Consider the following 12,320-nt stretch of genomic DNA (forward strand, 5'->3'; position numbering starts at 1 on the left):
ATAGGGCCAGACCAATAAAGAATTTCTCTTTGGCCCTTTCAAATTTTCCCATCAAATTTTCCCATCAAATTTTCCCATCAAATTTTCCCATCAAATTTTCCCATCAAATTTTCCCATCAAATTTTCCCATCAAATTAGTATCTATAATTATTTTCAATTTGAACCCAGTTACTGCTAACGTTAAAAATATTAAATTAGTCGCTTACAATTTCTTTTTTAAATGGCTTTCAAAACGAATAGATATTGTATTTCAGACCAGTGAATATGCCCTCAATACAGGCCAATTTTAAATTTATATGCTTATTTATAGACAGCTTATCTGTTAACAACCTATTTGCACTCAACGCAGCAATATCGTTAGCAAGAGTTGGGAAGCAAGGAAAAGGCTTTGCTGTTGTTGCTGATGAAGTTAGAAGTTTGGCAGGTCGCCCAAAAACCTCTACTCAAAATATCAGTAATTTAATTTACAACTTGCAAATCGATGTAAATAAAGCAGTTGAAACACTGGATGCCAATAAAAATTAAATTACCAATACTATAGATAAAACAAGCACTAGCTTCGAAAAACTCTCTCAAACAAAAGCAAGTATCGAAATAATGAGCGAAAGTATCGAGCAGGTAGCAATAGCAGCCGAAAAACAAGAACTTGTAGAAGAAGATATTAAGATTCGCTTACTATCAATTTAAGATAGTAGTATTGCCTTAGCTGAGTTAGGGCAGGAATTATAAAAAATAGTATTGACTCCAAAGTGGTCGCTGAATAGATTAAAGTGCTAAGATATTTAATTAATTGGCGTAAGTTAACAATGACAACACAAAGCAACCAAAACAGTCAAAACAATCAACATACACCTAAAGTGGCGCTAATTATTGGCGCTAGCGGTTTAGTCGGGCAGCATTTGTTGTTAAAATTATTAGCCAGTAACCATTACAGTCAAGTGATTGCCTTGGTGCGTAGTCCGCTGCCAATTAGCCACACTAAACTGATACAAAAGAAAATCGATTTCGAAAATTTAGCTAACGAGTTAAGTCAATTATCACAGCCTTTAATAAAGCAGGAAAACACCTCGGATAAAGAAAATTTTCCATCAAAAGTTGATCATATATTTTTTACGTTAGGCAGTACAATAAAAAAAGCAGGCTCTAAATCAGCCTTTAATCAAATTGATTATTTATACCCTTTAATTATCGCCAAGCACTTTTACCAACAACACACTGCGTTATTTGCCATCGTAACGGCTATGGCAGCTAATGAATCCTCTTCGCTATTTTATAATCAAGTTAAAGGAAAAGTAGAGTTAGCGTTACGTGATATTGGTTATCAACATCTTGGGCTATTTCGCCCTTCAATGTTAGCGGGTCATCGTGATGAGTTTAGGCTTGGTGAGCAATTAGGAAGCCTAATAATGAAAGCGTTCGCTTTTATGATCCCTAAAAAGTATCAGTTGATTCAAGCAGAAAAGGTGGCAAATGCTATGTTAGCTTACGCTAAGCATCCGCCATCAGGTATTACAATTATTCAGTCAGATCAGCTGCAAAGTTACTAAGGGTTTTACCTGTCATACGATAACCAACCCACTCTTCTTGTGCGACAGCTCCTAGAGAATGATAAAACTCTCTTGAAGGCGTATTCCAATCTAGGCAACTCCACTCAAATCTTGCGCAATCTTTATCAACAGCAATTTTAGCCATTGCTTTTAGAAGTTTAACTCCTGCACCTTTGCCTCGAAACTCTGGCATTACGTATAAGTCTTCTAGATAAAGGCCCGATTTTGCTAACCAAGTAGAATAATTAAAAAAGTAAATAGCTGAGCCAACCGGCACACCATCAAGTTCGCAAATTAAAGCATAAACATGACTATTTTCAGTAAAAATACTGTCTTTAATCGTTTGCTCTGTCGCGAGTACTTCGTGTTCAGCTTTTTCATAAATAGCGAGATCGATAATAAATTTAAATAATATACTAGTATCATCTGCTGTTGCTTTTCTTACGACTAAATTGCTCACGTTTATTCCTGATTAATTTTTTGTTGGCTGAATAGTAAATGCATATAATATTAAATACCATTATTGATTACTCAGCGCGTGCTGAGCTCGTAAAATTATAGCGTTTGAAAACGCTTTAAATACTCCTTTTAGTAATACCCAATGATGCCAGTATAGTGCTCTTACAATGGTATGTTCTGGCAATAAATTGATCAGCTCTCCTGAGGCAAGTTCTGCTTGTATTTGCAACTTTGGGATCAAGCAATATGCAATGCCGTGTTTAGCAAAGTTAACAAAAGCCTCTGAAGACCTTACGGTATGGCATGGGTAAGCCCCTCCTTTTAAACCAAAAATGCGCTCAATATATTTAATATGCATATCATCTTTTTGGTCATAAGCCACAGCTGGTGCTGTCGCCAGTGCCTGAACATTAATACCCTGAGTAAAATAGCGTGAAATGAAGCCAGGGGAAGCGACTAATAAATACTGCATATCGCCTAGTTTTTCTAATGTACAACCGGGTAAAGCTTGAGCATGAGTACTCAAGGCACCAAAAACCTCCCCGTCTTTTAAATAATTAATGGTTCTATTTTCATCAGCAAGACGAAAATTCACGGCAAGATTATATTCATGACAAACATCACCAATGGCAGGAATTAACCAAGTAGCTAGGCTATCTGCATTACTGGCAATATTCGCGGTTATAGTTTCATGTTTTTTATCACCAGAAAGATCAGGAATAATATCCTGTTCGAGTAATTTAACTTGTTGATAATGAGCTAGTAATTTTTTACCAATATGGGTAGCAACAATAGGCTGAGAGCGGATTAGTACTGGCTGACCTATAGCATGCTCTAAGCTTTTAATCCGCTGAGATACTGCCGATTGTGTAATAGCTAAAACTGATGCCGCTTTATCAAAATTTTGTTCATCGACCACCACACTCAGTGCATGCAACAATTTGTAATCTAGCAAGGCTACTTACTCCTATATCGTAATTAATTTAATTACCGCACTCAACATTAGCAAAACTAATTAAAGATGAAAAACATTAATTATATTTATATGTCATTGTAAGTTAAATTAACCATATTCGCTCAACAGACAATAATATTTAGGTGCAAAAATGTTTTCCCCACTTCTTCAAGGCCTGTTTTTAGGAAGTAGTATGATTATTCCGCTTGGTGCGCAAAATTCTCATGTACTTAATCATGGTATCAACAGAAATCATCACTTTTTAGCGGCCTCAGTGTGTATGCTATGTGATGTAATACTTATTGCACTGGGTGTGTTTGGTGGTGCTAAGCTTATTGCTACTTCACCAAACTTAGTAATAGCTATTTCTTGGGGAGGGATATTATTTTTATGTGGATATGCCGCAATGTCTTTTCGCCAAGCTTGGCTTAATAACTATCATAAATTGCAAAACAAAGCGGTAAAAGCAAATAATAAACCTTGGCTAGTTATTGCATCTACATTAGCTGTAACACTATTAAACCCACATGTTTATCTAGATACTGTATTAATATTGGGTAGTGTAGGAGGAAAATTCGAGGGTAATGAAAAAGTCGCTTTTGCCTTAGGTACTATGTTGGCATCTATACTTTGGTTTTATAGTTTGGCGGGAGCCGCAGCTAAAATGTCACCTTGGTTGAATCAAGCTAAGATTAAAAGAATGATAGACATAGTCGTTGGGCTAATTATGTGCGCAATAGCGTGGTCATTATTTAAGAGCTTATAGTGAACTAGGCAAGTCTTTTGCGCCAATTTCCACCATGATACAAGGTGCAATTCTCCTCGCTGTCTAGCTCTATTTGATTTTGAGCATTTTTTAACTCAACACCAATATCAACCAGACTTTTAGTAATCATTAACGTTAAGCTATCCTTATTATCAGATTTTAAATAATGCGCTAGCTTGGCGTTACGATCAAAAATACAAACAACTTTTAAGCTTTCAGGAAAGTTATCAAAATTAACGGTATGGGTTAACCATTCAAAGCCATCAATATCTTCTAGCGCTGAATGACAAACTTGAGTGAGTGCTTTAACAATCTGATTATCTAATTTTTTATCTGATTTACGCATTGGTTCTCAACATAATTTTGTAACATCATGGGCTAATTTAATTTTAGCTTGCCTTTATACAGTATCTATAAAAAATATTATACACGGCTTTTTTAATGGGTATTTAAATCAAGCACATCAACACCGTCGTCCCACCCCTTATTGAGAAAGAAAATAAGATATTTAAGGTGAGTAATTTACCTTAAAGCAGTAACTAAGTTAATTAAAAAACATACTATGTTAATCATTAATTTATAGCTACTTTAGGTTAAATTAATTCAACTATAAGTAAATAATATCTTTATGAAAATAACATATTTTCAGGCATAATTAGTACTCCTGTTATGGCAATAAACTGAAAGGAGCAGAGGATATAAGTGAAAAACACAAAACTTACTCAAGACGAAAACCTATCCATAAAGGTCAGCTACCAGTTATTGCCAAATGATCATCAACGACTAGATTTATACTTTTCTTTGCCGGTTGAAATGGGTATTGGTCCTAAAACCTTAGCCGAAGAACATTACTTTCATAGCAGTATTGAAAGCCACAGCGCCTATTACTCAGACCAGCTACACATACCATTAGTGAGAAGCCGCTTTATCAGTCAAACAAAAGGTGAGCAAAGTGATTATCGGCTTAACCTTAATTTATTTTCTTATCAAATTAGAATCGCTCTCGATAATGATATAAAACAAACCATTAAACTTAGAGAAAGTGAAAGCTTTTATCCTCAAGCTATCGTACTAGCTGAACAAATTTCAGGTTTATTAAAAAAGCTAAGAAGGTACACTCCACCTGATAAAAAATTAAGCCCTTTTTTCGAAAATGCTGATAATTATCTTAGTTGGCAAGTAGAGCAGTCTTTTTTAAGACTATTATCTCGTGGCCCTAAAAGTAGCGACTTTACCACTGAGAGAAACTTTTTATTTGCTCTTTGCCGCAGTGAGAATGAGTACCGAGAAACAAACCAATATAACTCGCAAACAACCTTAGATGATCCTAATCGTATTACCAATAAAATGCGTTTGCTACAAAGGCTAATTGAATACGGCGTAGTATTGCAGCAAGAAGTTAAAAGCCTTAATCAAAATTTAAAACGTATAGTTAGTGGTTCAGTAACTACCATTATTATGGCTTTTGTCATGATGTTAGTGCTCAATGCGCGTGCTAACTTTACTGAAGTCACCATTGCTCTAGTGGGCATGTTAGGTTTTATTTATGGATTAAGGGAAATATTTAAAGATGATATTACCCGAGTCATTTGGCGAAGCATTCAAAGAGGCTTACCCAAGTGGAGAAATATATACACCAACAGTGTTAATAAAACTCGCATTGCAAGCCAAACCATTTGGCTAGAATACATACGAGATAAAGATTTACCCAAACAAGTTAATAAGTTATTTCAAAATAGGCGTCATCAAAACAAACAGGCAGCGCAATTACTGCATTTTAGAAGTGACACTAAGGTAAATGCAAAAAGCTTTATGCCCGGCTACGATGAAATCCAACAACGTATATTTTTTAACCTTACCCCCTTTATTCGTTTTCTAAAAAAAGGTGAAGGTCGCTTATATTCGCTCGATGGCAGTAAAATAACAAAACAAGCGGTTGAGCGTCGCTACCAAATAAACGTGGTATTAATGCAAACAGATAAACAAGATTTGCAACGTATGCAAAGATATAAAATAACCTTGAACCGTTCAACTATTGTTAATATTGAAGCAATGAAAGCCGATGAAGATGATTAACACTAAGGTAAATGCTATTTGAGTCGTTATTGCCTTTAATCTTTTTCGACCAAAGCCATCAAACGCCAATCGCCGTGATAAAGGTTAAAACCACTGCTTTTAGTGAAACCAATTAACGTTAAATTAAATCTTTTAGCCGCTAAAATTGCTAATTCAGAAGGTGCGCCAACCGCAATTAACACAGCAACGCCAGCCATAACCGTTTTTTGTACGATCTCAAAGCTTATACGGCCACTCACTAAAATGCTGTATTGAGACTGACTAATATGGCTATGCATTAAGCTCGCGCCAAGTAATTTATCTAATGCATTGTGACGACCAATGTCTTCCTTTATATCGACCAGTACTCCCTGCTTATTAAATAAAGCTGCAGCATGAGAGCCACCTGTTTGTACAAATTGAGACTGCGCTGCTCGCATAATTTTTGGCATAGCAGAAATAACCTCAAACGCTAACCAATGTTGGTTTTCATCTAAGCTTGGTGGGGTTTTCATTTCCAATGACTTCAACGAGGTAGTACCACACAAGCCACAACTACTATAAGTTACTTGAAAACGCTCAAGTGATTTAATATCCGGTATAACCCCAGCTTTTAGTTTAACTTCCCATTGATTTTCAATACTGACTTCACTTGAATCTTGATCATCTAGCTGTTCAGGTAAAATACTGTCAATTTGTTGAAAGTGCTGAATAACGGCTTCTGATTGTAACAAACCGATGATCAGAGATTTATCGTCACCCGGCGTGCGCATAGTAATGGAAAATATTTGGCTTTGATAAGGCTCGTCATTACCTAGCTGCCATTTCAAACGTATTTGTAACGGTTGCTCTATTATGACTTGATCTAGCTGCAGAGTTTTACCTTCTGCACTATATCGAAACTTGGTCAGTTCTTTTGTCGCAAGACTTGCTGGAGGGTGTTGCTGTTTAGTAATGTTTTTGCCCATAGCAAAATAAAACCTTCATTGAATATAGTTTTCAGCAAATAATACAAAATAGTAACTTACCATTTTTGACTTTTACATAGTAAAAATACTACTTTAATTTATTGAATTAATTAATTTTATTTACGTAATTTTATTTATGTAATTTGTTAAGAGCTTATCTATTTGTGCTTTTGGCGTTTTAGACAGTCGCTTAATTAAACTAAAAGGAATGTCCTCTAATCCATAGCGTGTTTTTATATCGTCTAACATGATAATCCATAATTCAGCGGTCATTTCAGCATCAAATAACGCTCGGTGAAAACTGCCAGTGGCTACGATATTTTTATAATTAATTAAAGTGCCTAACTTATGGTTTGGCGCATCCTGATAAATACGACGCGAGATTAATAACTAGCAAGTAAACTCGCCCAAAACAGAACGACCTAATCGTGCTAGTTCAGCTCCCAAAAATCGAGAATCAAATGAGGCGTTATGAGCTAGTAAATTACTATCGCCGATAAAGTCTGCAAAATCAGTCATTACATTTGCACAAGTGGGTGCTACCGCCAACATTCTATTACTGATACCAGTATAATTTTCAATAAAACTATTAATACGTCGACCTGGATTCATCAAGGCTTGAAATCTATCTATAATTATTCCATTTTCAAGCTTCACTGCTCCAATTTCAATCGCCCGATCACCCTGATCAGGCGATAAACCTGTGGTTTCAAAATCGAGCACAACAATAGAATTAGCTAACACTAATGCATCCTTTAAGGATTGATAGAATAAATAGGGCGAAATTATCTCATAATTTTATAGATTACACATCACGCCTAGTGCTGAATAGCCAATATTAGCATTGGCTACTTTTTATAATAAATAACGACAGAATGAAAGTTTTAAAAGTAAAAACTGGAGTTATACCGAGTGTTAACCTATTAAGTTAAAAAGTTATCGCTAAAGAGCTTATTAGCAATGAAGCTTCTCTTGAATTTGAACAGGCAGAAGTAGGTACTTCTTACACACCAGATTAACGATTTATAATCACTTATCATACTTATTATTAATGCCTAAATTATTATGAGTTGAGTTTGTTAATGCCGTAAATTATCTTGATTTAAAGGCTGAAATTCATTAATTTTAAGATACATTATCAAGAGTCTTGCTAAATAAGACAGCCTCTATCGTATTAAAAGGAAGTAAAATGGAACCCCTTAATATTTTAGTAACTCAACTTCGTGAAATAGCTCGAGGTGCTATTGAAGTTATGCCTCAACTATTAATAGCTTTAGTTATAATCTTACTAACTTACGCTTTCGCTAAATTAGCAAGAAACATAGCGCAACGTATTTTGAAGAAAACTAAGCTGCGTAAGAGCTTAATCAATTTATTAATTTTATTCTCTTCGATTGCTATTTGGATTATTGGCATCATGATTGCCGCTATTATAGCTTTCCCTGGGCTAACACCTACTAAAATGCTTGCTGGACTCGGTATTGGCTCTGTTGCTATTGGTTTTGCTTTTAAAGATATATTTGAAAATTTTCTAGCGGGTATAATCATCTTACTTCGAAAAGAAATGCGCATTAATGATTTTATCGCCTGTGAAGGGTATGAAGGAACAGTTGAAGCCATACTCGTTCGTGAAACACATATTCGCCAACCAGATGGCGAGTTAGTAATACTGCCTAATAGTATATTATTTAAGAACCCACTCACAATTCGAACAGATCTTGATCAGCGAAGAACCACTATTATTTGTGGTGTTGGTTATGGTGAAAATGTTGACGAAGCAAGATCAGTTATAAAACAAGCCGTTACCGATTGTAAAACTGTTATCAGTGATTCTCGACCAGTACAAATATTTGCTAACGAGTTTGCAGACTCATCTATAAACTTTGAAGTGACTTGGTGGACTGGCTCAAAACCAGTAAACATTAGAGAGTCGAGAGACGAAGTTGTAGCAGCAGTAAAATCAGCACTTGATAAATCAGGAATTGAAATACCTTTTCCTTATCGTACCCTCACTTTTAATCAGCCTATTAGTGTTAATACTGATCAGAAGCAAGATGATACAACAGAATAGTTTAATGTAAACCTCGATAGAGTGAAGTGTTATCTCAGCGAAATAAGACTAAGCTGAGATAACAACACTCATTAACAAGCTTTTGTAGACTATCTTTCATCATTAAACGCTGAATTTGGCCTAATCATATTTTGATATATTCAAGATTTTTTCGAAACTTCTAGTGCTTTTATTTGCACTGCTATTTCTTCTGCTTCAGCAGTGATCATTGAATAACCTTTAATATCGCCGTTTCTCTGGGCATGCATAGCGAGCTCTAACTTAGCTTCGTAACGTTTATTTAATTTTTTTAATGGGTCTGACTTAAAGATTGAAAACATAATAAATTGCTCATTAATGAGTAAGTGCGTTAAAAAAGATTATACGGTGTAAAATGCTTTTTAGTTTTAATTTAGAATACTTTTTATAAAAACAATTGATTCGTTGGTTATTTTTAATAAAATATTTAAATTCACCTAGATAGCACAATTATTTAGTCCTATGGGTATAATACAAAACTAACTATTTAAGACAAAATCTATATGTTACTAATACTCTGCCTTTGTACACTGCTCATTCTCGTGCTTACCTTGTTGCCATTATCACGACATCCACATTGGTTTATCAGAGGCATGGACTTCCCGCGTTTACAATTTATGATATTTGCTGCGGCATTGTTAATTGGGCACCTGCTGCTATTAGACCGAGAAACAATAACCGCTCAAATCTTAATTTTTGCTACTGCAAGCTGTTTACTATGGCAATTGTGGTGGATATTGCCTTTTACGCCAATGTGGCGTAAAGAGGTTATATCTTCAAGTGATAACACAGCTAAAAGACAGCTCAGCATACTAACATCAAATGTATTTACCCCTAATCGTAACGCCAAAGCCTTAATTGATTTAGTCAAACAACATAAACCCGATGTACTAGTTACATTAGAGTCAGACCAGTGGTGGCAAGATCAGCTTCAAGTACTAGAAGCTGACATGCCTTATAGTGTGAAATGCCCGCTCGACAATCTTTATGGTATGCACGTTTATTCTCGACTACCGTTAGACGAACAAGAAATATGCTATTTAGTTGAACAAGACGTGCCTTCGATACATGTATGCTTAACGCTTCGAACCGGTGATAAAGTGCGTGCTCATTTTCTCCACCCTGCACCACCTAGCCCAACAGAGAATGAAGAATCAACAGAGCGAGATGCGGAATTAGTCATGGTAGCGAAAAGCGTTGCTAAAAGTCATCAACCGGTGATAGTAACTGGCGACCTTAATGATGTAGCATGGTCTGCAACCACACGATTGTTTCGCAAAATTAGCGGCTTGTTAGACCCTAGAGTAGGTCGTGGCGCATTTAACACCTTTCACGCAGGTTACCCCATTGCTCGCTGGCCATTAGACCATTTATTTCACAGTTCGCATTTTACGCTACGCGATATTCAACGTATGCCGTCTATCGACTCAGATCATTTTCCTTTACTAACAAGGTTGGTATTTACTTCACCGTTAGGTAATCAACAAGAAGGCATAAAACCTGAGAAAGAAGAAGTAAAATGGTCAGAAAAAATCACTGATGAACAACAAGTGAGTAAAAATGATGTACCCACGCCAGCAGAGTGAAGTAAATGGTGATTATTATTTTGATGGTGTAAATTGATTTTTACTACATAGCAGTTTTAATACACAACTGACTTATTAATCATTAACTTGGGTAGCATACACCTTAATAAGTAATAATTTAAAACATATCAAGCAACGTAAGCATTTAAACTTTACAGAATAAATCTATGCGAATTAAATAACATTTCTAAAAAAATGGCTAAGTATTACTACTCAGCCATTTTACTATCATTAATTTTCACTTAGGTTCTAAAATAATTACATTTGTTTATCAATACGTACTGTGCCATTGGCAAGATAAACCATCCTAACCGCATCTTTTCGCTCGAAGAGCATACGGTGATCTAAGTCTTGTATCACCATATATTCATCGCCATTATCTACCTTTATCATTAATTCAACTAAAAGCAGCGTTTTCTCTTGATATTTAGGGTTGCGATCATGCGCTATAGAGCCGCCAATAACTGCGCCTAATATAGTGGCTATACTCCGACCACTACCGCTACCAAATTGATTGCCTATTGCGCCACCAATAAGTGCACCACCAAAAGTTTTCCAACCTTGATTTTTATCTTGTATCAGCTCTTGTTCAGTAATATTACGTACTGACAACACCTGACCAAATAATACCTTTTCGACTGGCACAGCTTTATTGCGTTCATAATCTGCATTTGCAAAGGGAATAGCCAACAAAAAAATTATCGATATATAAATTGCTTTCATTTTTCCCACCTTTTATTTAATAAATTTTAGTAGAAAGATAGCGTTGATAAAAACGTTCAACCTTAAAATTTACCAGCCTACAGATTCTTTAGCTTTAGTTTTACGAATTTCGGTTTCGTCGGCCCATTCAACTAAGCCACTTTCAAGGTCCATTAAACGAAGCGTGAATTTGTAGTAAACATCAGTTTTATCTTGGTTACTTTTTACTATACTCGATAAGTTACCGTATAACATGTACTGAGCACCAATTTGGCGACCAAACTGTGTGGCTTTGCTTGGGTCAACCATACCGCCGTCATGTTGAAACTTAAGTTGCTCTCTAGCAGCTTCTACTCGTCCCATATCAACAAAGCGAAACTTGCCTGAACGTAAAAGCTTAGTAGAAATAGAGTCTGTGATTGACTCAGTGTCAATATGCTCGCTGGTTTTGTTTTTTAAGCGTTCAACAAACATTACCGGGCGCGTATTTTGCGTTAACGTGCCAACAACGGGTGACAACAATAACGAGTCGGTCATTTGGGCGGCAACTTTTTGTAAATCTGTAGAGCCAAAATTAATATCAGTAGTTTCAACTGCGGTAGCATCACCGTAGCGAACAACTGATTTATTAGCACAACCCGCTGCAAATACTAGGGTCAAGCCGAGAGTGGTTACTAGTGCTAATTTATTCATAATACAGTTCCTTAACAATTAATATTTGTATGCTTTTTCCGGGATTTCGCGAACATAAACACTAAATGTGCTGACATTAATGTTCGGAGCTAACCCTCGTAAAGTTGTTGATTGTTTGCCATGAAGCTCCAAAGGAACCCAAGGTGTTTTTCCAGCCTCAATAACAAAGCCGGCTTCGTCAAACCAGTTGAAATGATATTGTAATTTTTGTGATTTCTCATAACGACTGGTTAGTGTTAAATTTATTTCCATTAAGTCATTAATTTTACGAGATTTAACGTCGCTTATAAATAACCGCTTCGCTAAGTCGGTATTATGCACCTCTAAGTGTTTACTAAAGTCATCACCTTGTGTCATGGCACTAGTACCTGTACCAGCAGTGACAGGAGGTTGTTTATTGGCACAACCAGCTGTAACAATAGTACTGAGCAATATCACCGCTAAACTGCTGGTGATTTTTTGACCCGTACTCATAGTAATTTTGCTATTAAACATATTAC

The 12,320-nt window shown here is 35.9% G+C and carries 14 protein-coding genes and 1 pseudogene; 6 read left to right on the forward strand and 9 right to left on the reverse strand.

The genetic code is table 11. From position 1 onward, the window contains the following. Positions 1 to 264: 264 nt before the first annotated feature. Together H4J50_RS10915 and H4J50_RS10920 are read left to right on the forward strand one after the other, a co-directional pair. Positions 265 to 525 carry a methyl-accepting chemotaxis protein gene (locus tag H4J50_RS10915; RefSeq protein WP_182256367.1) on the forward strand — a complete coding sequence of 87 codons (261 nt, stop codon included), beginning with the start codon at positions 265 to 267 and terminating at the stop codon, positions 523 to 525. A 281-nt stretch (positions 526 to 806) separates the two neighbouring features. Next, positions 807 to 1,547: an SDR family oxidoreductase gene (locus tag H4J50_RS10920; protein WP_182256369.1), complete on the forward strand. Its 741-nt coding sequence runs from the start codon at positions 807 to 809 to the stop codon at positions 1,545 to 1,547. On the opposite strand, the gene H4J50_RS10925 is transcribed toward H4J50_RS10920, so the two are convergent. Both H4J50_RS10925 and H4J50_RS10930 read right to left on the reverse strand, forming a co-directional pair. After that, the gene (locus H4J50_RS10925) at positions 1,516 to 2,007 is read right to left on the reverse strand and encodes a GNAT family N-acetyltransferase (RefSeq protein ID WP_182256371.1); all 492 of its coding nucleotides are present in this window, start codon (positions 2,005 to 2,007) and stop codon (positions 1,516 to 1,518) included. The genes H4J50_RS10920 and H4J50_RS10925 overlap by 32 nt on opposite strands. Positions 2,008 to 2,067: 60 nt before the next feature. Continuing rightward, positions 2,068 to 2,961, reverse strand: a complete 894-nt coding sequence (locus tag H4J50_RS10930; RefSeq protein WP_182256373.1) for a LysR family transcriptional regulator ArgP — start codon at positions 2,959 to 2,961, stop codon at positions 2,068 to 2,070. A 151-nt stretch (positions 2,962 to 3,112) separates the two neighbouring features. Here H4J50_RS10930 and H4J50_RS10935 point away from each other — a divergent pair, with 151 nt between their 5' ends. Then, positions 3,113 to 3,727, forward strand: a complete 615-nt coding sequence (locus H4J50_RS10935) for a LysE/ArgO family amino acid transporter (RefSeq protein ID WP_108456496.1) — start codon at positions 3,113 to 3,115, stop codon at positions 3,725 to 3,727. A 4-nt stretch (positions 3,728 to 3,731) separates the two neighbouring features. Here H4J50_RS10935 and H4J50_RS10940 read toward each other — a convergent pair whose 3' ends face one another. Continuing rightward, the gene (locus H4J50_RS10940) at positions 3,732 to 4,073 is read right to left on the reverse strand and encodes a Fis family transcriptional regulator (protein ID WP_182256374.1); all 342 of its coding nucleotides are present in this window, start codon (positions 4,071 to 4,073) and stop codon (positions 3,732 to 3,734) included. A 356-nt stretch (positions 4,074 to 4,429) separates the two neighbouring features. On the opposite strand from H4J50_RS10940, the gene H4J50_RS10945 reads away from it, so the two are divergent. Then, positions 4,430 to 5,803: a hypothetical protein gene (locus tag H4J50_RS10945; RefSeq protein ID WP_182256376.1), complete on the forward strand. Its 1,374-nt coding sequence runs from the start codon at positions 4,430 to 4,432 to the stop codon at positions 5,801 to 5,803. Positions 5,804 to 5,838: 35 nt separating this feature from the next. Here the strand turns inward: H4J50_RS10945 and H4J50_RS10950 are convergent, their stop codons facing one another. Both H4J50_RS10950 and H4J50_RS10955 read right to left on the reverse strand, forming a co-directional pair. After that, entirely contained in the window at positions 5,839 to 6,750 is a 912-nt protein-coding gene (locus H4J50_RS10950; RefSeq protein ID WP_182256378.1) for a formate dehydrogenase accessory sulfurtransferase FdhD, read from the reverse strand. Positions 6,751 to 6,870: 120 nt separating this feature from the next. Beyond that, a pseudogene (locus H4J50_RS10955) lies at positions 6,871 to 7,494 on the reverse strand (PolC-type DNA polymerase III). Positions 7,495 to 7,939: 445 nt separating this feature from the next. Here H4J50_RS10955 and H4J50_RS10960 point away from each other — a divergent pair. Next, a complete protein-coding gene (locus H4J50_RS10960) occupies positions 7,940 to 8,821 on the forward strand; it encodes a mechanosensitive ion channel family protein (RefSeq protein WP_108456501.1) in 882 nt (293 codons plus the stop codon). A gap of 140 nt (positions 8,822 to 8,961) precedes the next feature. Here the strand turns inward: H4J50_RS10960 and H4J50_RS10965 are convergent, their stop codons facing one another. Then, the gene (locus H4J50_RS10965; RefSeq protein ID WP_108456502.1) at positions 8,962 to 9,141 is read right to left on the reverse strand and encodes a DUF6435 family protein; all 180 of its coding nucleotides are present in this window, start codon (positions 9,139 to 9,141) and stop codon (positions 8,962 to 8,964) included. A 201-nt stretch (positions 9,142 to 9,342) separates the two neighbouring features. On the opposite strand from H4J50_RS10965, the gene H4J50_RS10970 reads away from it, so the two are divergent. Then, positions 9,343 to 10,425, forward strand: a complete 1,083-nt coding sequence (locus H4J50_RS10970) for an endonuclease/exonuclease/phosphatase family protein (RefSeq protein ID WP_182256380.1) — start codon at positions 9,343 to 9,345, stop codon at positions 10,423 to 10,425. 258 nt (positions 10,426 to 10,683) lie between these two features. Here the strand turns inward: H4J50_RS10970 and H4J50_RS10975 are convergent, their stop codons facing one another. From H4J50_RS10975 to H4J50_RS10985, 3 genes are all read right to left on the reverse strand, one after another. Continuing rightward, complete coding sequence (locus tag H4J50_RS10975) at positions 10,684 to 11,148, reverse strand: glycine zipper 2TM domain-containing protein (RefSeq protein ID WP_182256381.1); 465 nt, start codon at positions 11,146 to 11,148, stop codon at positions 10,684 to 10,686. 69 nt (positions 11,149 to 11,217) lie between these two features. Further along, positions 11,218 to 11,820, reverse strand: coding sequence for a penicillin-binding protein activator LpoB (lpoB, locus tag H4J50_RS10980; protein ID WP_108456505.1), 603 nt, complete (start codon positions 11,818 to 11,820; stop codon positions 11,218 to 11,220). 18 nt (positions 11,821 to 11,838) lie between these two features. After that, on the reverse strand, positions 11,839 to 12,315 hold the full coding sequence (locus H4J50_RS10985) for a YcfL family protein (protein ID WP_108456506.1): 477 nt from the start codon (positions 12,313 to 12,315) through the stop codon (positions 11,839 to 11,841). Between the last annotated feature and the right edge of the window lie 5 nt (positions 12,316 to 12,320).

Source organism: Colwellia sp. 6M3 (genome assembly GCF_014077595.1).
Taxonomy (GTDB): Bacteria; Pseudomonadota; Gammaproteobacteria; order Enterobacterales; family Alteromonadaceae; genus Cognaticolwellia.

Coding starts and splice junctions, on each gene's coding strand:
- H4J50_RS10915 (WP_182256367.1), top strand. CDS start 265: ATGCCCTCAATACAGGCCAATTTTAAATTTATATGCTTATTTATAGAC.
- H4J50_RS10920 (WP_182256369.1), top strand. CDS start 807: ATGACAACACAAAGCAACCAAAACAGTCAAAACAATCAACATACACCT.
- H4J50_RS10935 (WP_108456496.1), top strand. CDS start 3,113: ATGTTTTCCCCACTTCTTCAAGGCCTGTTTTTAGGAAGTAGTATGATT.
- H4J50_RS10940 (WP_182256374.1), bottom strand. CDS start 4,073: ATGCGTAAATCAGATAAAAAATTAGATAATCAGATTGTTAAAGCACTC.
- H4J50_RS10950 (WP_182256378.1), bottom strand. CDS start 6,750: ATGGGCAAAAACATTACTAAACAGCAACACCCTCCAGCAAGTCTTGCG.
- H4J50_RS10960 (WP_108456501.1), top strand. CDS start 7,940: ATGGAACCCCTTAATATTTTAGTAACTCAACTTCGTGAAATAGCTCGA.
- H4J50_RS10965 (WP_108456502.1), bottom strand. CDS start 9,141: ATGTTTTCAATCTTTAAGTCAGACCCATTAAAAAAATTAAATAAACGT.
- H4J50_RS10970 (WP_182256380.1), top strand. CDS start 9,343: ATGTTACTAATACTCTGCCTTTGTACACTGCTCATTCTCGTGCTTACC.
- H4J50_RS10975 (WP_182256381.1), bottom strand. CDS start 11,148: ATGAAAGCAATTTATATATCGATAATTTTTTTGTTGGCTATTCCCTTT.
- lpoB (WP_108456505.1), bottom strand. CDS start 11,820: ATGAATAAATTAGCACTAGTAACCACTCTCGGCTTGACCCTAGTATTT.
- H4J50_RS10985 (WP_108456506.1), bottom strand. CDS start 12,315: ATGTTTAATAGCAAAATTACTATGAGTACGGGTCAAAAAATCACCAGC.